This is a genomic window from Streptomyces sennicomposti (assembly GCF_019890635.1).
Taxonomy (GTDB): Bacteria; Actinomycetota; Actinomycetes; order Streptomycetales; family Streptomycetaceae; genus Streptomyces; species Streptomyces sennicomposti.
Window position 1 is genome coordinate 90,641 of record NZ_JAIOAB010000018.1, and the last position, 22,109, is coordinate 112,749.

At 71.6% G+C, this 22,109-nt stretch carries 21 protein-coding genes; 11 read left to right on the forward strand and 10 right to left on the reverse strand.

Annotation, left to right across the window (positions count from 1 at the left end; translation table 11 throughout):
- Positions 1 to 3: 3 nt before the first annotated feature.
- Positions 4 to 210 (reverse strand): hypothetical protein, encoded by a 207-nt coding sequence (locus K7787_RS13385; RefSeq protein ID WP_019982705.1) that lies wholly within the window; start codon positions 208 to 210, stop codon positions 4 to 6.
- Positions 211 to 347: 137 nt separating this feature from the next.
- Between K7787_RS13385 and K7787_RS13390 the strand changes: the two genes are divergently transcribed.
- Both K7787_RS13390 and K7787_RS13395 read left to right on the forward strand, forming a co-directional pair.
- Positions 348 to 1,187, forward strand: coding sequence for an SCO4651 family lipoprotein (locus K7787_RS13390; protein WP_019982706.1), 840 nt, complete (start codon positions 348 to 350; stop codon positions 1,185 to 1,187).
- Positions 1,188 to 1,256: 69 nt separating this feature from the next.
- Positions 1,257 to 1,436, forward strand: coding sequence for a hypothetical protein (locus tag K7787_RS13395; RefSeq protein WP_009189379.1), 180 nt, complete (start codon positions 1,257 to 1,259; stop codon positions 1,434 to 1,436).
- Between the two features lie 99 nt (positions 1,437 to 1,535).
- Here K7787_RS13395 and K7787_RS13400 read toward each other — a convergent pair whose 3' ends face one another.
- The gene (locus K7787_RS13400) at positions 1,536 to 1,883 is read right to left on the reverse strand and encodes a metal-sensitive transcriptional regulator (protein WP_019982708.1); all 348 of its coding nucleotides are present in this window, start codon (positions 1,881 to 1,883) and stop codon (positions 1,536 to 1,538) included.
- A 203-nt stretch (positions 1,884 to 2,086) separates the two neighbouring features.
- Here K7787_RS13400 and K7787_RS13405 point away from each other — a divergent pair, with 203 nt between their 5' ends.
- Together K7787_RS13405 and K7787_RS13410 are read left to right on the forward strand one after the other, a co-directional pair.
- Positions 2,087 to 2,707 (forward strand): DUF47 domain-containing protein, encoded by a 621-nt coding sequence (locus tag K7787_RS13405; RefSeq protein WP_009189381.1) that lies wholly within the window; start codon positions 2,087 to 2,089, stop codon positions 2,705 to 2,707.
- Positions 2,708 to 2,714: 7 nt separating this feature from the next.
- On the forward strand, positions 2,715 to 3,713 hold the full coding sequence (locus K7787_RS13410) for an inorganic phosphate transporter (protein WP_009189382.1): 999 nt from the start codon (positions 2,715 to 2,717) through the stop codon (positions 3,711 to 3,713).
- 146 nt (positions 3,714 to 3,859) lie between these two features.
- Here K7787_RS13410 and pstB read toward each other — a convergent pair whose 3' ends face one another.
- The 4 genes from pstB to pstS form a co-directional block, all read right to left on the reverse strand.
- Positions 3,860 to 4,636 carry a phosphate ABC transporter ATP-binding protein PstB gene (pstB, locus tag K7787_RS13415; protein ID WP_009189383.1) on the reverse strand — a complete coding sequence of 259 codons (777 nt, stop codon included), beginning with the start codon at positions 4,634 to 4,636 and terminating at the stop codon, positions 3,860 to 3,862.
- A 75-nt stretch (positions 4,637 to 4,711) separates the two neighbouring features.
- Positions 4,712 to 5,767 (reverse strand): phosphate ABC transporter permease PstA, encoded by a 1,056-nt coding sequence (gene pstA / locus K7787_RS13420; RefSeq protein ID WP_169439400.1) that lies wholly within the window; start codon positions 5,765 to 5,767, stop codon positions 4,712 to 4,714.
- Positions 5,764 to 6,771 carry a phosphate ABC transporter permease subunit PstC gene (pstC, locus tag K7787_RS13425; protein ID WP_223001524.1) on the reverse strand — a complete coding sequence of 336 codons (1,008 nt, stop codon included), beginning with the start codon at positions 6,769 to 6,771 and terminating at the stop codon, positions 5,764 to 5,766. Before pstC ends, pstA begins: the two co-directional genes overlap by 4 nt.
- Positions 6,772 to 6,871: 100 nt before the next feature.
- Positions 6,872 to 7,999 carry a phosphate ABC transporter substrate-binding protein PstS gene (pstS, locus tag K7787_RS13430; RefSeq protein WP_009189386.1) on the reverse strand — a complete coding sequence of 376 codons (1,128 nt, stop codon included), beginning with the start codon at positions 7,997 to 7,999 and terminating at the stop codon, positions 6,872 to 6,874.
- Between the two features lie 640 nt (positions 8,000 to 8,639).
- On the opposite strand from pstS, the gene K7787_RS13435 reads away from it, so the two are divergent.
- The gene (locus tag K7787_RS13435) at positions 8,640 to 10,205 is read left to right on the forward strand and encodes an FAD-binding oxidoreductase (RefSeq protein ID WP_223001525.1); all 1,566 of its coding nucleotides are present in this window, start codon (positions 8,640 to 8,642) and stop codon (positions 10,203 to 10,205) included.
- A 238-nt stretch (positions 10,206 to 10,443) separates the two neighbouring features.
- Here the strand turns inward: K7787_RS13435 and K7787_RS13440 are convergent, their stop codons facing one another.
- The 3 genes from K7787_RS13440 to K7787_RS13450 form a co-directional block, all read right to left on the reverse strand.
- On the reverse strand, positions 10,444 to 11,148 hold the full coding sequence (locus K7787_RS13440) for a phosphatase PAP2 family protein (RefSeq protein WP_164389201.1): 705 nt from the start codon (positions 11,146 to 11,148) through the stop codon (positions 10,444 to 10,446).
- 246 nt (positions 11,149 to 11,394) lie between these two features.
- Positions 11,395 to 12,396, reverse strand: a complete 1,002-nt coding sequence (locus tag K7787_RS13445; RefSeq protein ID WP_019985312.1) for a bifunctional lytic transglycosylase/C40 family peptidase — start codon at positions 12,394 to 12,396, stop codon at positions 11,395 to 11,397.
- Between the two features lie 153 nt (positions 12,397 to 12,549).
- A complete protein-coding gene (locus K7787_RS13450; RefSeq protein ID WP_247720841.1) occupies positions 12,550 to 13,347 on the reverse strand; it encodes a trypsin-like serine peptidase in 798 nt (265 codons plus the stop codon).
- A 656-nt stretch (positions 13,348 to 14,003) separates the two neighbouring features.
- Here K7787_RS13450 and K7787_RS13455 point away from each other — a divergent pair.
- The 6 genes from K7787_RS13455 (at position 14,004) to K7787_RS13480 (ending at position 21,427) form a co-directional block, all read left to right on the forward strand.
- Complete coding sequence (locus K7787_RS13455; protein ID WP_009189392.1) at positions 14,004 to 14,312, forward strand: DUF8827 family protein; 309 nt, start codon at positions 14,004 to 14,006, stop codon at positions 14,310 to 14,312.
- A 256-nt stretch (positions 14,313 to 14,568) separates the two neighbouring features.
- On the forward strand, positions 14,569 to 15,426 hold the full coding sequence (locus K7787_RS13460; protein ID WP_164389203.1) for a DUF8175 domain-containg protein: 858 nt from the start codon (positions 14,569 to 14,571) through the stop codon (positions 15,424 to 15,426).
- Positions 15,416 to 16,786 (forward strand): hypothetical protein, encoded by a 1,371-nt coding sequence (locus tag K7787_RS13465; RefSeq protein WP_223001527.1) that lies wholly within the window; start codon positions 15,416 to 15,418, stop codon positions 16,784 to 16,786. The genes K7787_RS13460 and K7787_RS13465 overlap by 11 nt, the downstream gene beginning before the upstream one ends.
- A complete protein-coding gene (locus K7787_RS13470; RefSeq protein WP_019985308.1) occupies positions 16,783 to 18,342 on the forward strand; it encodes an SCO6880 family protein in 1,560 nt (519 codons plus the stop codon). Before K7787_RS13465 ends, K7787_RS13470 begins: the two co-directional genes overlap by 4 nt.
- Before the next feature lie 14 nt (positions 18,343 to 18,356).
- Complete coding sequence (locus K7787_RS13475) at positions 18,357 to 19,781, forward strand: ATP-binding protein (protein WP_009189396.1); 1,425 nt, start codon at positions 18,357 to 18,359, stop codon at positions 19,779 to 19,781.
- A 23-nt stretch (positions 19,782 to 19,804) separates the two neighbouring features.
- On the forward strand, positions 19,805 to 21,427 hold the full coding sequence (locus tag K7787_RS13480) for a type VI secretion protein (RefSeq protein WP_223001528.1): 1,623 nt from the start codon (positions 19,805 to 19,807) through the stop codon (positions 21,425 to 21,427).
- A 54-nt stretch (positions 21,428 to 21,481) separates the two neighbouring features.
- Here K7787_RS13480 and K7787_RS13485 read toward each other — a convergent pair whose 3' ends face one another.
- Positions 21,482 to 22,048, reverse strand: coding sequence for a GNAT family N-acetyltransferase (locus K7787_RS13485; RefSeq protein ID WP_223001529.1), 567 nt, complete (start codon positions 22,046 to 22,048; stop codon positions 21,482 to 21,484).
- Positions 22,049 to 22,109: the final 61 nt, after the last annotated feature.

Sequence of the window (22,109 nt, forward strand, 5' to 3'; positions counted from 1 at the left end):
CCCTCAGCCGCCCTGGAGATGCCCCTCCGCGTCCGTGCGCGCCAGGCTCCGCGCCCGGCGTGCGGGGCCGCGCCAGCCGCAGCTGCACCGGGCCACGCAGAAGCGGCCCTGCTCGGCGGTCGTCGTGCGATGGTCGGGGCGCCCCTCGTCCGCAGAGGCGTCCCGCTGGTCCTGACCCGGGCCGTGCCCTTCCCGCTGTGCCACGTCCACCACGCTACCCAGCCCGGGTGAACGGCCGGTCGCGGTTCGCCATGGCGGCCGTCCCGGCGTGACGGGGCTCCCCACTCGTCGTTATCCGGACGAGGAGGGGGCCCGTGACGGACGTACCGGCTGGGGGTAGGCAGGCGATGGCCAAGCGGCAGCGACGGCTGAGGGACGGCGCGGTGTTCGCGGCGGGGCTGCTGCTCTGCGCGGGCGTCTCGGGATGCGCCGGCGTGGGCGCGGCCTCCGAGGACTCCCGCCCCGCCGACGACCCGGTGCGCACCCTGCGCCAGGCCCCCGAGGCCCTGCTGACGGCGGGGAGTTCACAGGCGCGCACGGCGATGGAGATGGCCACGGGCGGGACCCGGGTGACGATCCGCGGCGAGGGCGCCTACGACTTCCGGCACCAGCTCGGGCAGCTCACCGTGGTGCTGCCGGCCGACCCGACGGGCGCCGCCGAGCATGTGCCGATCGTGGAACTCCTCGCGCCGGGCGCCCTGTTCATGAAGAACCGGGGCGCGGGCGTGCCCGCCGACAAGTGGGTGCGGGTGGCGACGGCGACGCTGAGCGACGGCAATCTCGTCACCGGCGGCGCCACCGACCCGTACCTCGCGGCCGGGGTGCTGCGCGGGACGCGCGAGGCGGCGTACCTGGGGCGGACCGAGGTGGCGGGGGTGGCGGTGCGGCACTTCAAGGGGACCGCGGACCTGGCGCTGGCGGCGCGCGGCGCGTCGGGGGCCGAGCGGGCGGCGCTGCGGGCGGCGGCGAAAGGGTTCGCCACGGACGAGGTGCCGTTCGAGGTCTACCTGGACGACCAGGGCCGCGTCCGCAAGCTCCGGCAGAGCTTCTCCTTCGTCAACGGCCGCAGCCGGGGCCCGGTGGCGGTGGACTCCACGACGCTGCTGTTCGCGTTCGGCACCCCGGTCACCGTGACCCTGCCGCGCGCCCACGACATCTACACGGGCCGTATCGCCGAGGCGAACTAGCCCTTCCGTGCCATGCGCACGGCATACCCCGCTCCCTACTCTGGTCCTGTCAGTGACGGCGGAGAAGAGGTGACGCGCGTGGCTCCGGTCGGCGGTACGGCAGTTCAGGACCACGTGGCCCTCGCCGAGATCGAACTGTGCGGGGAGCTGATCATCGCGGCCTCGGCGGCCCGGGGGCGGCTCAGCCTGGAGTGCATCGACGAGGTGCTCAGGGTGACCGAGGAGCGACGGACCGACACCGGCCGGTGAGCCGCGCGTGACGGCCCGATGCCGGTCCGTGACCCCCGGCCCGGCGACCGGAGCACTGTGGCGCACGTCACCGTGGCCCACGTCACCGCGTCGCGCACGTCACGTCCGCAGCAGCCGGCCGATCGCCTTCGTGGCCTCCTCGACCTTGGCGTCGATCTCGGCGCCGCCCTTGACGGCCGCGTCGGCGACGCAGTGCCGCAGGTGCTCCTCCAGCAGTTGCAGGGCGAAGGACTGCAGGGCCTTGGTGGAGGCGGAGACCTGGGTGAGTATGTCGATGCAGTAGGTGTCCTCGTCGACCATCCGCTGCAGGCCGCGGATCTGGCCCTCGATGCGGCGCAGCCGCTTGAGGTGCTCGTCCTTCTGCTTGTGGTAGCCGTAGGTGGCGTGCTCGTGCCCGCCCTGTTCGCTCTCGCAGGGCGCCGTCGCGCCGGCCTCGGTGGTCGTCATCGCGTCCTCCTGCTGGAACAGAATGGGCAGACATACCCCTGCCCGGTATATCGTAACGAACTTTCCGGGGTATCGGAGCCTTGGTCCGCCCCCGTGCCGACCACTGTGCCTGATGGGCGACACTGGGGACGGCCCCTTAGCCGTGGCCGGATGATGCGCTTAGCATCACCCTGACCGAAACCGAAGCACCCCGAGGACCACACGTGCGCTTTCGTCTGACCCCCAGGGAGACGAGCTTCTACGACATGTTCGCCGCGTCCGCGGACAACATCGTCACGGGCTCCAAGCTCCTGATGGAACTGCTCGGGGCGGACTCCTCCGCCCGGGGCGAGATCGCAGAGCGCATGCGGGCCGCGGAACACGCGGGCGACGACGCCACCCACGCGATCTTCCACCAGCTGAACTCGTCCTTCATCACGCCCTTCGACCGCGAGGACATCTACTCCCTCGCCTCGTCCCTCGACGACATCATGGACTTCATGGAGGAGGCCGTCGACCTGGTCGTCCTCTACAACGTCGAGGAACTGCCCAAGGGCGTCGAGCAGCAGATCGAGGTGCTGGCGCGGGCCGCGGAACTCACCGCGGAGGCCATGCCGCACCTGCGGACCATGGACAACCTCACCGAGTACTGGATCGAGGTCAACCGGCTGGAGAACCAGGCGGACCAGATCCACCGCAAGCTCCTCGCGCACCTGTTCAACGGCAAGTACGACGCGATCGAGGTGCTGAAGCTCAAGCAGATCGTGGACGTACTGGAAGAGGCGGCGGACGCCTTCGAGCACGTGGCGAACACGGTGGAGACCATCGCGGTCAAGGAGTCCTGAGGCGTCCATGGACACCTTCGCTCTGATTCTGACCATCCTGGTCGCGCTCGGCTTCGCCTACACCAACGGCTTCCACGACTCCGCCAACGCCATCGCCACCTCCGTCTCCACCCGCGCGCTCACCCCGCGCGCGGCGCTGGCGATGGCCGCGGTGATGAACCTCGCCGGCGCCTTCCTCGGCAGCGGCATCGCCAAGACGGTCAGCGAGGGCCTGATCGACACCCCCACCGGCGGCCAGGGCATGGGCATCCTCTTCGCCGCCCTGGTCGGCGGCGTGGTGTGGAACCTCGTCACCTGGTACTTCGGCCTGCCCTCGTCCTCCTCGCACGCCCTGTTCGGCGGCCTGGTGGGCGCGGCGCTGGCCGGCGGCACGGCGGTGCACTGGTCCGGGGTCGTCGACAAGATCGTCATCCCGATGTTCCTGTCCCCGGTGGTCGGCCTGATCGGCGGCTACCTGGTGATGACCGCCATCATGTGGATCTTCCGCCGGGCCAACCCGCACAAGGCCAAGCGCGGCTTCCGCATAGCGCAGACCGTGTCGGCGGCCGGCATGGCCCTCGGCCACGGTCTGCAGGACGCGCAGAAGACCATGGGCGTCGTGGTGATGGCGCTGGTCATCGGCGGCGCCGAGACCTACGGCGACCCGATCCCGGTGTGGGTGAAGCTGGTCTCCGCGCTGATGCTGTCGCTGGGCACCTACGCGGGCGGCTGGCGCATCATGCGCACCCTGGGCCGCAAGATCATCGAACTGGACCCGCCGCAGGGCTTCGCCGCCGAGGCGACCGGCGCGTCGATCATGTTCGGCACGGCGTTCCTCTTCAAGGCGCCGATCTCCACCACCCATGTGATCACCTCGGCGATCATGGGCGTCGGCGCGACCAAGCGGGTCAACGCGGTGCGCTGGGGCGTGGCCAAGAACATCGTGCTCGGCTGGTTCATCACCATGCCGGCCGCGGCGCTCGTGGCGGCCGCCGCCTTCTCCCTGATCGACCTGCTGGTCCTGTAGGAGCACACGGGAGCGCGGGAGTACCGCAGGAATACCGCAGGAATACGGAACAGGCCCGCCCCCGGACACCCGGGGGCGGGCCTTTCCGCGTCCTCACGGCGGCACCGCCATGCAGCGCCGTGAGGGGACCTGAGGACTCCGGCGGATCAGCCGAAGCGGCCGGAGATGTAGTCCTCCGTGGCCTGCACCGACGGGTTGGAGAAGATCCGCTCGGTGTCGTCGATCTCGATGAGGCGGCCCGGCTGGCCGACCGCGGCCAGGTTGAAGAACGCGGTGCGGTCCGAGACCCGGGCGGCCTGCTGCATGTTGTGCGTCACGATGACGATCGTGAAGCGCTCCTTCAGCTCGCCGATCAGGTCCTCGATGGCGAGGGTCGAGATCGGGTCGAGCGCGGAGCAGGGCTCGTCCATGAGCAGCACCTTCGGCTCGACCGCGATCGCGCGGGCGATGCACAGCCGCTGCTGCTGGCCGCCGGAGAGGCCCGAGCCGGGCTTGTTCAGCCGGTCCTTGACCTCGTTCCACAGGTTGGCGCCCTTGAGCGACTTCTCGACGACGTCGTTCAGCTCGCTCTTCTTGTACTTGCCGTTCAGCCGCAGGCCCGCCGCCACGTTGTCGAAGATCGACATGGTGGGGAAGGGGTTGGGCCGCTGGAAGACCATGCCCACCTCGCGGCGGACGTCGACCGGGTCGATGCCGGTCCCGTACAGGTCCTCGGAGTCGAGCATCACCTTGCCCTCGACCCGGCCGCCGGGCGTCACCTCGTGCATCCGGTTCAGGGTGCGCAGGAACGTCGACTTGCCGCAGCCGGACGGGCCGATGAAGGCCGTCACCGAACGCGGCTCGACCGTCATCGAGATGTCCTCGATCGCCTTGTGGGAGCCGTAGTAGGCGGTGAGCCCGCTCACGTCGATTCGCTTGGCCATTATTTCGTCACTTCCAAACAGTCGGTCGCTCACGGCCGCGTCAGCGACCGGCCACGCGGCGGTAGCCGCAGATTGTCAGCGCGGGGCCTTCCAGCGGGCGAGGCCGCGGGCCGCCAGGTTGAGGATCATCACGAAGGCGATCAGGGTGAGCGAGGCCGCCCACGCGCGGTCGTACGCCGCTCCCGAGCCCGCGCTGTTCGCGTACTGCTGGTAGATGTACAGCGGCAGCGAGGACTGCGCCCCCTCGAAGGGGTTCGTGTTGATGAAGGGGTTGCCGAACACCAGCAGCAGCACCGGCGCGGTCTCGCCCGCGATGCGGGCGACGGCCAGCACGATGCCGGTGGTGATGCCGCCCAGCGAGGTCGGCAGGACCACCTTCAGGATCGTGCGCCACTTCGGCACGCCCAGGGCGAGGGACGCCTCGCGCAGCTCGTTCGGGACGAGCTTGAGCATCTCCTCGGTGGAGCGGACCACGACCGGCATCATCAGGATGGCCAGGGCCAGCGAGCCGGCGAAGCCGAACGGCTGCGTCTTGGTCATCAGCATCAGGCTGAGGATGAACAGACCGGCGACGATCGACGGGATGCCCGTCATCACGTCCACGAAGAAGGTGACGGCGCGGGCGAGGGCGCCGCGGCCGTACTCGACGAGGTAGATCGCGGTGAGCACGCCGACCGGGGCGCCGATCAGGGTGGCCAGGCCCACCTGCTCCAGGCTGCCGATGATGGCGTGGTAGATGCCGCCGCCCGGCTCGGTGTCGGCGACCACGCCCATCGAGTGGGTGAGGAAGTAGACGTCGAGGACCTTCACACCGCGCTTGACGGTCACCCACACCAGGGAGACCAGCGGCACCACGGCGAGCAGGAAGGCCACCCAGACCAGGCTGGTCATGACCCGGTCCTTGGCCTGCCGGCGGCCCTCGACGCGGGCGGTGACGCCGTAGGTGCCGAGCACGAAGAGGACGGCGGCGATCAGGCCCCACTGGACATGGCTGTCGAGACCGCCGGCCAGGCCGATGACGACCGCGAGGGCGAGCGAGCCGGCCGCGATCGCCCACGGCGACCAGCGGGGCAGGGAGGCGCCGCGCAGGCTGGTCGAGCCGTTCTTGTCGGACATCGCTGCGGTGCTCATGCGTTGGCCCCCGAGTACTCCTTGCGGCGGGCGATGATCAGCCGGGCCGCGCCGTTGACCAGCAGAGTGATGACGAAGAGCACCAGACCGGAGGCGATCAGCGCGTCCCGGCCGAACTCGGTCGCCTCGCTGAACTTGCTGGCGATGTTCTGGGCGAAGGTGCCGCCGCCCGGGTCGAGCAGGCTGGCCTTGATGTCGAAGGTCGGAGAGAGCACGGTGGCCACGGCCATCGTCTCGCCGAGCGCACGGCCGAGACCGAGCATCGAGGCGGAGATCACGCCGGAGCGGCCGAAGGGCAGCACCGACATGCGGATGACCTCCCAGCGCGTGGCGCCGAGGGCCAGGGCGGCCTCCTCGTGCATACGCGGGACCTGCCGGAAGACCTCACGGCTGACGTTGGTGATGATCGGCAGGATCATGATCGCCAGCAGGACGCCGACGGTGAGCATCGAGCGGGGCGCCCCGCCGTCCCACGAGAAGATCCCGGTCCAGCCCAGGTACTCGTCCAGCCAGCCGAACAGCCCGTCCATGTGCGGGACGAGGACCAGCGCGCCCCACAGGCCGTACACGATGGACGGCACGGCGGCGAGCAGGTCGATCACGTAGGCGATCGGGCCGCTCAGCCGGCGCGGGGCGTAGTGGGTGAGGAACAGGGCGATGGCGACCGCGACCGGGACCGCGATGACCATGGCGATGACCGAGGAGACGATCGTGCCGTAGACGAGCACGGCGATGCCGAAGCTCGGCGGGATCAGGTTGGTGTTCCACTCGAAGGTGGTCAGGAAGTCGCCCTGGTCGTCGCTGATGGCGAGGCAGGCGCGGTAGGTGAGGAAGACCGCGATCGCGGCCATGATCACCAGGAGCAGGATGCCCGACCCGCGGGTCAGGCCGATGAAGATCCGGTCTCCGGGGCGGGTGGCGCCACGTGCGGCGCGCTGGTGCGCGGCCGGCCCGGGCAGGCCCGGGGACGCGGCGGCGTCTGTGTGCTGTGTGGATATGTCCATCGGGTTCTCCGGTCTGCGGAGCCGTACACGTCGTACGGCTCCTGGCGGCGGTGCACCGGACGGTGCGGCCGGCCCCGGGTGGGGGCCGGCCGCACTCGGATCAGCTCAGGCCCTCGATGGTGGTGCGGACCTTGCTGATGATGGCGTCGGGGATCGGCGCGTAGTCCTTCTCCGTGAGGATCTTCTGGCCGTCCTCGCTGGCGATGTAGCGCAGGAACGCCTTGGTCGCGGGCAGCGTGTCGGCCTTGTTGCCCTTGTCGCAGGCGATCTCGTAGGTGACCAGGACCATCGGGTAGGCGCCGTCGGCCTTGGTGGCGTAGTTCAGCTGGAGCGCCAGGTCGCTGCCGGTGCCGACGACCTTGGCGTCCGCGATGGCCTTGGTGGCGTTGTCGACGGTGGCCTTGACCGGGGCGGACGCGCCGGTGTCGATGGCGACCGTGGTCATGTCCTTGGCGTACGACAGCTCGAAGTAGCCGATCGCGCCGTTGGTCTGCTTGACCTGCTGGGCCACACCGGAGGACTGCGGGGCCGCCTGGCCGCCCTTGGCCTGCCAGGCCTTGCCGCCGGAGTACTTCCAGTCGCTCGGGGCGGCGGCCTTCAGGTACTTGGTGAAGTTGTCCGTGGTGCCGGACTCGTCCGAGCGGTGGAACGCCTGGATCTTCAGGTCGGGCAGCTTGGCGTTCGGGTTGAGCTTCTTGATCTCCGGGGCGTTCCAGTTCTGGATCTTGTCGTCGAAGATCTTCGCCAGGGTCGGCGCGTCGAGGACGAGGTCCTGGACGCCGGGGACGTTGTAGCCGACCGCGATCGGGCCGCCGACCATCGGCAGGTCGATGCCCTGACCGCCGGAGCAGACCTTCTTGGACGCGGCGACGTCCTCGGGCTTCAGCGCGGAGTCGGAACCGGCGAAGGCCACCTGGCCCTGGCTGAACGCGGTGACGCCGGCGCCGGAGCCGCCGCCCTTGTAGTTGATCTGCACGCCACAGGCCTGGCTGAACTCCTTGACCCAGGCGTCGATCGCGTTCTTCTGCGCCGACGAGCCGTCGGCGAGCAGCTGGCCCTTGGCCCCGTCGCACTTGATGGAGCTGTTGGAGGCCGCGGTGCTGCTGCCGCCACCGGCGTTGTCCTTGCCGCCCGTGTCGTCGGAGCCGCACGCCGTGAGGGCCAGGGCGCCGGAGACGGCGAGAGCGCCGAGAGCGAGAGCCCGCCGGTTCTTGCGCTGAAGCTTCACTTGAGGGAATTCCTTCCAGGAGCCGCCGTCCTGTTCGGCGGCGTGCGAAGAGTGGGCGACACCGGTGCGCCGAGATGCGCACCAGCACCGGGTAAGGCCGAAATTAGGCAGAACAGGTGAAGCCGCCGATGGCCGGAAGTGAACGAGGGGTGAACCCCTGCCGTCGGCACGGTGAGGTCACGGAACGCTCACGGGGAGAACACGTGCAGGTCCCGACGGGGGGCCGCCGGGCGGTCTCGGGGGCGGTGGGGGTCTCGGGGGCGGTGGGGGGTCTCGGGGGCGGTGGGGTGGGTGCCGCCTGGCGGTCTCGGGTGCGGTGGGGCGGGGGCGGTGCGGTGTTTTCGGGTGCGGCGGGGCGGGTGCGGCCCGGCGGCCGGGCGCGGTGGGGCGGGTGCGGCCTACCGCCTTCGGGTGCGGCGAGGCGTCCGGGCGCGGCGAGGCGGGCGCGGCCCGGCCTCTCCGGGCGGGCGGGGCGGGCCGTGGCGGCCCGAGGCGCCGCCCGGCGGCCCCGGGCGCGCGGGGCGGCCACCGCGGCTCGGCCCGGTGGACTGCCGTCCCGGCGGACTCCCGCCCCCGGGAAGGAACCCGCCGGGCCCGGTGGCCGTCTCGGTTCACGGGAGTCCACAGGGAGGGGCACGACATGGAACGGCGTGCGTTCGCAGCGGGCGGCGCGGCGGCACTGGCCGCGCTCGCCACGGGTGCGTGCAGCGGCGGCGGCTCCGGCGGGAACGGCGCGGCGTCCGGCGCGGGCGCCTCCCGTACGTCCCTGGCCGCCTCGGCCGGTCAGGCGCACCGCACCGCCGCCGACTGGTCCGCGCTCGCCCACACCCTGGACGGCACCCTGATCCGCCCCGGCGACAGCGGCTGGACGACGGCCCGGCAGCTCTACAACACCCGCTTCGACGGCCTGCGCCCGGCCGCCGTCGCCTACGTCGCGCACACCGACGACATCCGCACGGCCCTCTCCTACGCCCGCGCCCACGGCCTGCGCGTCGCCGTCCGCAACGGCGGCCACTCCTACGCCGGCTGGTCCTCCGGCGACAACCGCCTCGTCATCGACGTGTCCCGGCTCAACGGAGTTCGCGCGAGCGGCACTTCCGCGGTGGTGGGCGCCGGGGCGAAACTCATCGACGTCTACCGCGCCCTGGCCGCCAAGGGCGCGACCATACCCGCCGGCTCCTGCCCCACCGTGGGCGTCTCCGGCCTGGTCCTCGGCGGCGGCCACGGAGTCGTCTCCCGCGCCTACGGCCTGACCTGCGACAGCCTCACCCAGGCCACCGTCGTCACCGCCGACGGCAAGGTGCTCACCGCGAACGCCACCGAGAACAAGGACCTGTTCTGGGCGCTGCGCGGCGCCGGCAACGGCAACTTCGGCGTCGTCACCGAACTCCGCTTCCGCACCCACCCCGCGCCCCAGGCGGTCTCCGCCTACCTCACCTGGCCGTGGGCCAAGGCGGCGGCGGTGCTGGCGGCCTGGCAGGAGTGGGGGCCCGGCCAGCCGGACGAGATCTGGTCCTCCCTGCACCTGGAGAAAACGTCCAGCGGCGCCCCGAGGGTCTCGGTGGCCGCCTTCTCCCTCGGCACCTACGGCGAGCTGCAGAACGCGGTGGACCGCCTCGCGGCGCGCGTCGGAGCCCACGCCTCCAGCGTCTCCCTGCGCCGCCACTCCTACGAGGGCGCCATGGAGGCGTACGCCGGCTGCTCGTCCTTCCCGACCGAGCCGCAGTGCCATCTGCCCGGTGCGACGCCCGGCCGCTCCGCGCAGGGCCGGCTCGGCCGCGAGACGTACACGGCCCGCTCGGACTTCTTCGACCGCTCGCTGTCAGCGGCCGGGATCCAGACGCTGCTGGCCCAGGTGCGGGCGGTGCGCGGCGGCGCGGGCAGCATCGCGTTCACCGCGCTCGGCGGCGCGGTCAACCGCGTCTCGCCCACGGCGACGGCGTTCGTCCACCGCCGCTCGCGGATGCTGGCCCAGTACATCGCGTCCTGGACCCCCGGCACGGCCGGTACGACGGCCCAGTCCTGGCTGACGGCGGCCCACACGGCGATGCGCCCGTACGCCTCGGGCGCGGCCTACCAGAACTACGCGGACCCCACCTTGAAGAACTGGCGCACGGCGTACTACGGCCCGGCGGCCTCCCGCCTGACCCAACTGAAGCACCAGTACGACCCCAAGGCCTTCTTCACCTTCCCCCAGAGCCTCTAGACCCAGCTCGACTGCGGGCAGCACCGCCCCCCCATACCTCCCCAGCTGCGGGCAGCGGCCCCCCTACCTCTGTAGCTGCGGGCATACGTGCCGCTAGGGCGGCACGGGTGGGCGCAGCGGCACCCTTCAAGCGAGGTCAGCGCACCCCCCGCACCTCAGCCACAACCGGCCCCGCACCCGCACCCGCACCCGCACCCGCACCCGCACCCGCACCCGCAACGACCCCGTACCCACACCCTCACGCGGCCAGATCCCGCTCCTCAGCGGAAGCCCGCTCCTCCCCCCGAGCCTCGGCGACGACAGCCCCGGCCCCCCGAGCAGAACGCCCCCGCACCAGCCAGGCCCCCCAAGAAGTCCCCTCCACCGCCCGCACCACAGGCGTCAGCACCGCCATCGCCAACGGCGACAGCAACAACGCCACAGCGGTCCCCAGCGCGAACCCGCCCACCACGTCGGTCGGATAGTGCACGCCCATGTACACCCGGCAGAACCCCTCCAGCAGCGCGATGCCGATCCCCGCCAGCCCGAACCGCCGGTTGGCCACGAACAGCGCGGCCCCCATCGCCATGGTGATCGTCGCGTGGTCGCTCACGAACGAGAAGTCGGTCTTCCCGGAGACCAGCACATCGAGCCCCTGGTGGTCCCGGAACGGCCGGGGCCGCTCCACGAACCCCCGTATCGGCACGTTCACCAGCACCGCGATCCCGGCGGCCAGCGGCGCCCACACCAGCGCGGCCACCGACCCGGCGGCGTCCTCGCCGCCCCGCCGCCGCACGGACCACCAGCACCACACCACCAGCAGCACCGAGGCGAGCAGCAGCCCGTACTCCCCGACGTACTCCATGGCCCGGTCGAACCAGTGCGGGGCGTCCTTGGCGAGGCCGTTGATGTCGTAGAGCAGGTCGACGTCGGGGTTCGACCCGGATTCGGCGAGTCCAGCCATGGTGCTGCGGCCCCTTCGTCGTGTCGTTCCGGGCGCACCCTGCGTGCGCCGCTCCTGCCACCCCCGTGGTCGTAGGTCCGCTCCCGCTGCGTGCGCGCGTCACGCACCGCGCCCGACGTCGGCTTGGCTACGTCAACAGGAACGCACGAGCCCGTTCGATGCGTTCCGCACTCCACCGAATGATCACGCAGACGTTACCGAAGAGAGATGCGTCGCCGCAGCTCAGGGCAGGGGTTCACGCTCGGTTCAGACCGCCGTGGGGAGCGCTTTCGCGCCATCTTCGGTTACCCGGGTCGCCCCGAAGTAGTCCGGTGTGTCGATGGGGTCGAACCGGATCACCGCACCCGTCCGCGGGGCGTCGATCATGTACCCGCCGCCGACGTAGATGCCGACGTGCCGGATGGCGCGCGAATTGGTCAGATCGTCGGAGAAGAACACCAGGTCGCCCGGGAGCAGCTCCTCCCGCTTGGGATGCGGCCCCGCGTTGTACTGGTCGTTGGCGACCCGCGGCAGGGTGATCCCCGCACTCGCGTACGCGGCCTGCGTCAGCCCCGAGCAGTCGAACCGCCCGCCCTGCGCGGCGGTCCCCTCCCCACCCCACAGGTAGGGCGTCCCCAGCTTGCTCTGCGCATAGGAGATGGCGGCAGCGGCCTGCTGCGACGGATCCACCCGCCGCACGGGCGCGGCGAAGCTCTTCTCCAGGGTGGTGATCGTCTTCACGTAGTTCTGCGTCTCGGGGTACGGCGGCACCCCTCCGTACCGGATGACCGCGTCCGCCCCCGCGTTGTACGCGGCGAGCATGTTGTGCGTGGCGTTGCCGGGCACCGTCCGCACGTACTTGGCGAGTTCGCAGTCATAGGAGGCGGCCGACGGAATCGCGTCGTCCGGGTCCCAGACGTCGCGCTTGCCGTCGCCGTCGCCGTCCACGCCGTGCGTGGCCCAGGTGCCGGGGATGAACTGCGCTATCCCCTCGGCCGCGGCCGGTGACTTGGCGTTCGGGTTGAACCCGCTCTCCTGGTACAGCTGCGCGGCCAGCAGCGCCGGGTTGAGGGCGGGACAGAGGTTGCCCCACTTCTGCACGAGGGTCGAGTACGCGGCCGGCACCGCGCCCTTGGCGAGCCCGACGGCTCCCCCGCCCACCCCGTTCACGATGTTCCCGGCGACGACGTACACGCCGACCACCAGCACCAGCACGAAGGAGACTCCGGAGCCGACGGCGGCGAACGCGATGACCCAGCCCTTACGCACCGTCAATCACCCTCCGCCCGACGGGAGTCAGCCCAGGCACAGCTTAAGGCCGCCCCGCCCGCTTTTTGAGGGGATCACACGCCAAGAACGGGCCCCCGGCCCACCGCGTCTCAGCCACCGGACGGCCGTGACGGCGGTGCGCCTCCCAGCGCCCTACCGCGCCCCCGAGGCCACCTCGTACAGTTCCGCCGCCTCGTCGCCGAAGACGACGCTGTAGGAGGTGTCCGCGGTGGAGCCGCCCATCTCGTGGCCGCCGAGGACGCCGACGACCTCGTGCCGGCCGTCGACCCACGGGCTGCCGCTGGTGCCGCTGGTGAACTTCGGGCAGTCGATGCGCTGTTGCGTGGCGCTGTGCGCGCTGGGCCGGTTGGTGCAGCGGACGGGCACCTCGCGCTCGTCCGGGTAACCGGTGACGGTCACCGGCGTCGCCCCCGTCCGCCGCCCCGTGGTGAACCGGTTGGCGCCGACGACGTCCTCCAGGTCCTTGCCGCGCAGCGGGTCGAGCACGGCGAAGGCCAGGTCGCTGTCCTCGTCCTGGTCGCGCGACCAGCCCTGGGGCACGAACCGCTTGCCCACCGACCACACCCCGTACGGCGCCTTGCCGTCGCGGTAGCCCGGCACGAAGACGAGGTCGCTGTCGCCGCTCACGCAGTGCGCGGCCGTGAGGATCAGGTTCCGGCCGGCGCTGTGCACGACCGAGGCGGTGCAGAAGTGGTTCCCGGCCATGGCGTCGGCCTTGTCCGCGCCGAACAGCGCACCCACCCGGGCGCCCGGCGCGGTGGCGGCGGACACCGCGGTCACCCCGAGCGGTCCCGCCCCGTCGTCGGCGGCGGCGACGGAGGCGGAGGTGACCGCGATCAACGTCAGCGCCACGAACAGCGCCTGGTTCCGGGCGCGGTGACGAGGGCGTCCGTGACGAGCGGGACTCTGGGTGCCTGAGGTGCGCATCATCAGGCCCCACTGTGGCCCACGAAGCTGAGAAACCGGGCCCGACTTCACTGAGATTTTCCTGTGAAACCCCCGATCACCGCACAGTCTGCCCCGCATCGTCCTCCTTGTCCCGCCCCGGTCCACGGGCCCGGCCGGCGCCCCCGCGAGCGCCGCCGAGCACCCTCCGGCGCACCTGATTCCCCGCCCCGCGCTCCCCAGTCCTCACCCCGGCCCGCGCTCCCCGGCCCGCACCCCCGGTCCTCATCCCGGCGTACACCCCACCGCCCTCGCCCCACCGCCCTCGCCCCACCGCCCTCACCCCGACCGGTGACCCGCCCCACGGCCGGACGACGCACCGATCCGCCGCCCACTCCGGCGGCGCCGCAGGGCCGCCCGGCCGGCGAAGCGTGAGACCATCGAGTACGTCGCTCACCCGACTGGCCGTCAGAAACCCTGCCGGGCCGGAAAAGTGAGAACGACGGGACCACACGACAGGTTCCGGTCGAACTTCATTGCCCGGCGTGACCTGCCGTGATACACACAGTAACCATACGTACGAAACTCGCCAGGCAATGGCGCCAAGTCGACATACGCGGGCGTCATCGTCGGCGACAATGAGCCTGACCTCTGCGCGCCCGCAGGGGCCGCGGAACTACCCACCAGGGGCGGTGACTTACATGCTCTTTGCGGCCGACAAGGGAGACATCAACACCATCATCGGCGGGATCGCTCCGAACTGGGGCCCCTTCGGCAGCCTGGGCAACGAGGCGAAGGTGATGATCGAGGTGGTGATGGCGGTGGCCATCCTGCTCTGCCTCGGCATCGCCGTGTGGGGAGCGGCCAAGCAGCGCATCGGCGCGACCGCGCTGCGCGACACGTTCAGCGCCGAACAGGGCAAGGGCCTGATCATCGCCGGCCTCACCGGGGTGTTCATCATCGGCTCCCTCGGCACCCTGTTCACGATCGTGTACGGCATGGCCGTGTAGAGCGGGCCGACCAGCGCACACCCGCGCACGCCGCGCACGGTGCGCCGCCCAGGCCGCCGGCGGCCCCCGAGGACGCCGCCGGGTGCCCCCGCTGCCCCCACCCACCCACCGTGCCCACCGGCCGAGGTTGCGCTTCCCTGATGTCGAGTCACCACACCGCGCCCACGCGGCAACCAGCACGGCTACCGTCGTACGTCCAGGCGTCGCACTTCCAGGCGTCCCGGTACGAGGTCGAGGTCGAGGGAGCGTACGGGACATGAGTCTCGGAGACGAGCACGGGTTCGGTGATTCCGCACGCGCCGACGACGAGTACTACGACGGCGGGCGCACCCGCACCAGACTCCCCGACCGCCCCGGCGACCCCTACGGCGGCGCCCGGCGCGGCTCCCGCTCGTCCTCGCGCGGCCTGATCACGGTGGTCGCCGTGGTCGTCCTGCTCATCGGCGCGATCGCCTTCGCGAACCGGGGCGGCGGCGACGGCGGTCCGGCCGCCTCCGACGGCGCAGGCGACAAGCCGAAGGCCGCGGCGACGGCCGCCACCGGCCGGAAACCGGTCACCACGAAGACCGCGGGCATCCCCTCCGGCTTCCCCCACGACGAACAGGGCGCACAGAGCGCGGCGGCGAACTACTCGGTCGTGCTCGGTTCCGCCGAGATGTTCGACGCCGACCGACGGCACCGCATCGTGAACACCGTCTACGCGCCGGACATCGCCGCCGCCCGCCAGGCGGACCTGGACAGCGCCTACTCGAGCGAGAAGTTCCTCGCCAACATCGGCCTCACCAAGAACGGCACCGCGCCGGCCGGCCAGACGTTCGTCTCCCGGGTCGTCCCGGTGGGCACGAAGATCGCCGCGCTGAGCGGGGACACCGCCAGCGTCGAGGTCTGGTACACGTCGCTGTTCGGCCTGTCCGGGCAGGCGTCGACCAACCCGGTCTCGGAGAGCTGGTTCACGACCACGTACCAGCTGCGCTGGGTCGACAACGACTGGAAGATCACCGACTTCCAGCAGAAGGACGGCCCCGTCCCGGTGGGACGCGACCAGCGGGCCTCCACCGCCGACGACATGACGAAGGCCGTCGAGGAGTACGGAGGCTTCACCTATGCGCGCTAACCACCGCTTCCTCAAGGTGTCGGCCGCCGTCACCGCCGTGCAGACCGCCGCGGTGCTGCTGGCGACCCGCGCCGTCGCCGACCCCACCCCCGGCGGCACCGCCTCGGCGCCTGCGTCACCCTCCTCGTCGCCCTCCCCGTCGACGTCGCCGAGCAAGGACCCGTGCGGCCTGATCCGCGGCCCGGCCAAGGACTACTGCGAAAAGGGCAGCGGCGGCACCTCCCGCTCCAACAGCCTCACCACCGACCCCACCTCCACCCTCGACCCCCTCTCCTCCCTCGCCAAGGGCTGCGCCGAAGCCGCGTCCACGACGATCAAGGCGCTCAGCAAGGCCGTGCAGTCGACCGCCACCGTCGACTTCACCAACCAGAAGTTCCTCCAGCAGTACGCCATCGTCTTCGCGGCCTCGGCCATCCTCACCCTGCTGCTGTGGCTCCTGGCCGTCGCCAAGCGGGCCGTGCGCGGCGTACCGCTGACCACCGCGATCTCCGAGGCGGTCGGCTTCCTGTGGCTGACCGTCCTCGCCTCCGCCTTCACCCCGCTGATCCTCTACACCGTCGTCTCCGCGACCGACAGCGTCAGCGACGTCCTGGCCAAGGCCACCGGCGACCAGACCGGCACGTTCTTCGGCACCTTCGCCGGCGCCCTCGACAAGGGCACCGACATCGGCGGCGGCCCGATCATGCTGATCATCGTCTCCCTCGTCTCCATCCTCGCCGCCGGCGTCCTCTACCTGGAGATGTTCCTGCGCGCCATCCTGCTCTACGTCGGCGCCCTGCTCGGCGTCGTCGTCTACTCCGGGCTGGTCGACAAGAACCTCTGGGGCCACGTCCGCCGCTGGGCCGGCATCATGATCGCCGTCATCCTGGTCAAACCGGTCATCGTCATCGTGCTCGGCCTGGCCAGCGCCCTCACCACCGACAGCGGCCCCGACGCCCTCGGCGCCGTCGTCTCCGGCCTCGCCATCATCCTGCTCGCCATCTTCGCCAGCGCGATGATCTACCGCTTCGTCCCCGGCTTCGGCGACGAGATCGCCGCCGGCCGCAACAACCGCATCATGCAGGGCGCCGAACGCAAGGCCGCCGCCGTCATCAGCTCCCCGGCCACCATGGTCGCCCAGGGCATCAAGACCCACAGCACCCGCGCCGACAGCAACGGCGGCGGCGCCCCCTCCGCGCCCCGGCCGGCCAGCCCCGTCTCCGGAGGCGTCGCCGCGCACAGCGCCCGCCCCTCCGACGGCGGCGGCGGAGCCGTCCCCTCCGCCACCCCGGCCCCCCGGGCGCCCAGCCCGGTGAACACCCCGCACGCCAGCAGCACCCGCAACAGCAGTACCAACCGCACGGGAGGTGAAGGGCGTTGACGACCGAGTCCCACGTGTCCCCCGCGGTCACGCCCCGCCGTACATATCTGATCGGCCGCGCCCGGCCGAACGCGATCGTCGGCCGCAACCGCGAGACCGGCGAGATCGCCCTCATCGTCGTGGGCGCGGCCATCGGCATGATGTGCGGGCTCCTCGTCCCCGTACTGCCCCTGCGCATCGTGCTGCTGACCGGCTTCCCGCTGCTGGCCCTCGCCGCCGTCTACGTGCCCTACCGGCACCGCACCTTCTACAAGTGGTTCGAGATCAACCGCAGCTACAAGCGCACCGTCAAGCGCAACGCCGTCTACCGCTCCGGCGTGATGGAGGCCGGCACCCGCATCGACGGCCGCGAGATCGAGATCGGACCGCCGCCCGGCATCGGCCGCATCACCTGGCTCGCCGCGCCCTTCGGTCCCGACGAGATCGCCGTCCTGCTGCACGCCGACCGCAAGACCGTCACCGCCGCCATCGAGATCGAGGGCCCCGGCGTCGGCCTGCGCGACTCCGAGGACCAGGAAGCCCTCGTCGACCGCTTCGGCACCCTCCTCAAGCACGTGGCCAACGGCGACGGCTTCGTCACCCGCCTGCAGATGCTCGCCCGCACCCTGCCCGCCGACCCCGACGCGCACGCCAAGGACGTCGCCCAGCGCGGCGACGAACGCGCCCCCGGCTGGCTCCAGCAGTCCTACGACCAGCTGCAGTCCATGGTGTCCACCAGCAGCGAGCAGCACCGCGCCTACCTCGTCGCCTGTATGCACTTCACCCGCGAACTGGCCGCCGAGGCGCACGCCATGGCCCGCGCCGCCCGCCCGCAGGCCGGCCGCAAGCTCGACCGCGACGCCGGCCTCGCCGTCGTCATGGCCCGCGAGCTGACCGACATCTGCTCGCGTCTCCAGGAGGCCGACATCCGGGTCCGCCAGCCGCTCGGCCAGGGCCGGCTCGCCTCCCTGATCCACTCCATGTACGACCCGGACCACCCGATCGACCACATCCAGGCGATGACCCGGCGCAACGCCTGGCCCGCCGAGCTGGACGCCCGGGAGGCGACGTACCTCCAGGCCAAGACCCGCGAGTCCTCGACCCGCGAGCCCTGGTGCCACGCCACCGCCTGGGTCAAGGAGTGGCCGATGACCCCCGTCGGCGTCAACTTCCTGGCCCCGCTCCTCGTCCACACCCCGGACGTCATCCGCACCGTCGCCGTCACGATGGACCTCGAACCCACCGAGGTCGCCATCGAACGCATGCTCACCGAGAAGACGAACGACGCCGCCGAGGCCAGCCGCGCCGCCAAGATGAACCGCACCGTCGACCCGCGCGACGTCGCCGCCCACCACCGCATCGACCAGCGCGGCGAGGACCTCGCCAGCGGCGCCGCCGGCGTCAACCTCGTCGGCTACATCACCGTCTCCTCCCGCACCCCCGAGGCCCTGGCCCGCGACAAGCGGACCATCAGGGCGTCGGCCGGCAAGTCGTACCTCAAGCTGGAGTGGTGCGACCGCGAGCACCACCGCGCCTTCGTGAACACGCTCCCGTTCGCCACCGGAATCCGACGGTAGGGGCTGATGCTCTGATGCGGGACCCGCTGACCGCGCTCACGGACGCCTTCACGTCCTTCCTGTTCGGGAAGGTCGAGACGACCAGGCTCCCGGTGCGCACCTCCACCGGCCAGGCCCAGGCGGTCTACCTGCCCACCGCCGCCCCCGGCCTCGGCGACTCGGGCGTCATCATCGGCCGGGAGGTGTACTCCGGGAAGGGCTACATCTACGACCCCTTCCAGCTGTACGGCCAGCAGCTGCCCGCCCCGCACTGGCTGGTCCTCGGCGAGTCCGGCAACGGCAAGTCGGCGCTGGAGAAGACCTACGTCCTGCGCCAGCTGCGCTTCCGCGACCGCCAGGTCGTCGTCCTGGACGCCCAGGGCGAGGACGGGGTCGGCGAGTGGAACCTCATCGCCGAGGAGCTGGGGATAACTCCCATCCGCCTCGACCCGACGGCCGCCCTCGACCACGGCATCCGCCTCAACCCGCTGGACCCGGCGATCACCACCACCGGCCAGCTGGCGCTGCTGCGGACCATCATCGAGGTCGCCATGGGCCACGGCCTGGACGAGCGCTCCGGCTTCGCCCTGAAGGTCGCGCACGCCTACGTCAACGAGACGATCGTGCAGCGCCAGCCGGTGCTGTCCGACATCGTCGAGCAGCTGCGCCACCCCGAGCCGGAGTCGGCCGAGGCGATGAACGTCGCCATAGACGACGTACGCGCCTGGGGCCTGGACGTCGCCCTGGTCCTGGACCGTCTGGTCGACGGCGATCTGCGCGGCATGTTCGACGGCCCGACCACGGTCGGCATCGACCTGGACGCGCCGCTGATCGTCTTCGACCTGTCCCACATCGACCGCAACTCCATCGCCATGCCCATCCTCATGGCGATCGTCGGCGTGTGGCTGGAGCACACCTGGATCCGCCCCGACCGCAAGAAGCGCATCTTCCTGGTCGAAGAGGCCTGGCACATCATCAACAGCCCGTTCGTCGCACAGCTGTTCCAGCGGCTGCTGAAGTTCGGGCGCCGGCTGGGTCTGTCCTTCGTCGCGGTCGTCCACCATCTGTCCGACGTGGTGGACGGCGCCGCGGCCAAGGAGGCTGCGGCGATCCTCAAGATGGCCTCCACCCGCACGATCTACGCCCAGAAAGCCGACGAGGCGAGGGCCACCGGCCGGGTCCTCGGCCTGCCCCGATGGGCGGTGGAGATCATCCCGACGCTGACCCCGGGCATCGCGGTGTGGGACGTCAACGGCAACGTCCAGGTCGTCAAACACCTGATCACCGAGACCGAACGGCCGCTGGTCTTCACCGACCGCGCCATGACCGAGTCGTCCTTCGACCGCCTCGCCGACGACGCCCTGCGCGCCGCCGAACTGGAGGCCGAGGCACGGGCGGCGGCCTTCGTGGAGCAGCACGTCCCCGACCTGGGCGGCTCCTCCGAGTCGACGGTCGCCTAGAGCCGACAGAGAGGCGCACAGCGGTGAGACCGGACGACCGCGGGCAGGGCGGTGGCCGTCGGGACGGCCAGGGCGGCATCCCCGACGGCCTGCTGATCGGCCTGCTCGCCTTCCTCCTCGGCATGACCGTGCTGGTGTGGACGGCGACGGGCCTGGCCGGCCTGTTCTCCCACGGCTCCTGGCCGCACGCCGTCTCCTTCACCCGTACGCCCCTGGCCATGCGCCACCTCGTCGCCGAACCGCACGACGTCCCCGGCGCCTGGCCCGACACCCCGCCGGCCGCGCTCTCGGGATACGGCCTGTTCTGGGGCCTGTTCATCGGCCAGCTGATGGTGCTGTTCGTGCTAACGGTGTTCGTGCTCGGGACGGTGACCCGCTGGCGGGCGGGCCGCGCCCGCAGGCGAGCGGAGGTGGCGGCGGCCCGGCAGGGGGCGCCTGCACCGGGGCACGGGACCCTCCCCGAGCCTCACGAGCCCCCCGCCCACCACGAGGTCCCCGGCCAGCGCACCGCCGCCGTCCCCGCCCCCGCACAGGACCCGTTCCCAGCCCTCCAGCAGCCGGCACCCGCACGACCGCCCGCCCCGGAGACGCCCGTACGGGAAGCCCCCGTGCGGGAAGGGCTCGCGCAGGAGGCGCACGTACGGGAACCGCACGTGCAGGAAGCGCTCACGGCGGGAGCCCAGCCGCCGCCCGTGCCCTCCCCGGCGTTCCTGGAGCCCCCGCGGCCCACCGTCGTCGTCGCGCCGCGGGAAGGCCGCTATACCCCGGCCGCCCAGGCGATCCGCGACGCGGCCGGTCCCGCCCTCGTCGTCACCTCGAACCCGGCGCTGTGGCAGGACACCAAGGACTCCCGCGCCAAACTCGGCCCGGTCCTCCTCTACGACCCCACGCACCTGTGCGACACCCCGGCCCGGCTGCACTGGTCGCCCACGGCGGGCTGCGAGGACAAGCGGACCGCCCTGGCCCGGGCCACCGCCCTGCTCGCCCCGGTCCGCCCCACCGCGAAGATCGACCAGGCGGTCGCCGAGACCGCCGAGACGCTGCTGCGCAGCTTCCTGCACGCCGCCGCCATCGACGGCCGCACCATCCGCCACGTCCACCGCTGGTCCCAGGGGACCCAGCTCCAGGACGCCGTACGGACCCTGCGCACCAACCCGAAGGCGGCCGCCGGCTCCGCGGGCGAGCTGGAGGCCGCGCTCACCGCGCACCCCGAACGCCGGGACATCGCGCAGGAACTGACGAGCCGTGCCCTGGCCTCGCTCTTCACGGTGAACGTCCGTGAAGCCTGCACTCCCCACCGAACTGATGCGCTCACCTTGGATTCCTTTGTGAACGAAGGGGGAACGCTTTACGTGGTGGGGGAATCCATCGAGGATCCCCGTACCAACCCGGGCGCCATGCCGCTGCTGACGGCGCTCGCCGCAAGCGTGGTCGAGCACGGCCGGCGCATGGCCGAACGGTCATCCTCCGGTCGGCTCGACCCACCACTCGCCCTCGTCCTGGACGACGTGGCGGCCGTGGCCCCGCTGCCGCAGCTTCCCGAGCTGCTGGCCAGGGGCGCCGACCAGGGGCTGCCGACCCTGGCCCTGCTCCGCTCCCGCGAACAGGGCCGCGCCCGCTGGCCGCACGACGAGCTGCCGGCCTGAGGACCGCCCGTCGCTCCCCGTTCAGGGCTCTTTCACTCCCGCTCGGGGGCCTGTTCAGGGCCGCTCGAGGACGTACTCCAGCTCGGTCTGCTCGGGGTGGCCGGCCATGGGCACGGTGTGGCCGCTCGGCACGAAGCCGAACCGCCGGTAGAAGCGCTGGGCCCGCCCGTTGTCCTCGTGTACGAACAGCCGCACCCGGTCGACGCCGGCCGACCAGGCCCACTGCACGGACTCGTCGAACAGGACCTCGGTGAGCCCGCAGCCGCGGTGCTCGGGCCGCACGTACACGCCGACGAGATGCCCCTGGCGCTGTTCGACCGGGCAGCCGGCCCAGTCCGTCGTGCCGGCCTCCTCGATCAGCGTGGTGACGCTCCCAACCCACTCCCCGTCGGGGGCCTCCGCGATGAACTGCCGTACCGCGGTGGAGCCTTCGGCGGCCCCGGCGGCCCGCTCCCGCCAGTAGGAGTCCGGCTTGGCGGCGGCGTCCTCGTACGTCTCCAGGAAGGCGAGGTGGGCGATCGGGTCCCGCAGCGCACGCAGCCGCAGCGCCTTCACTGCGGGCCACTCGTCGGCGCGTATGGCACGGACCAGGTACTTCTCGTCGCTGTCGGGGCTGTTCATGGGGCCACGGTAGTCCAGAAAAACGAAGAGGCCCACACCATTTAGGTGTGGGCCTCTTCTG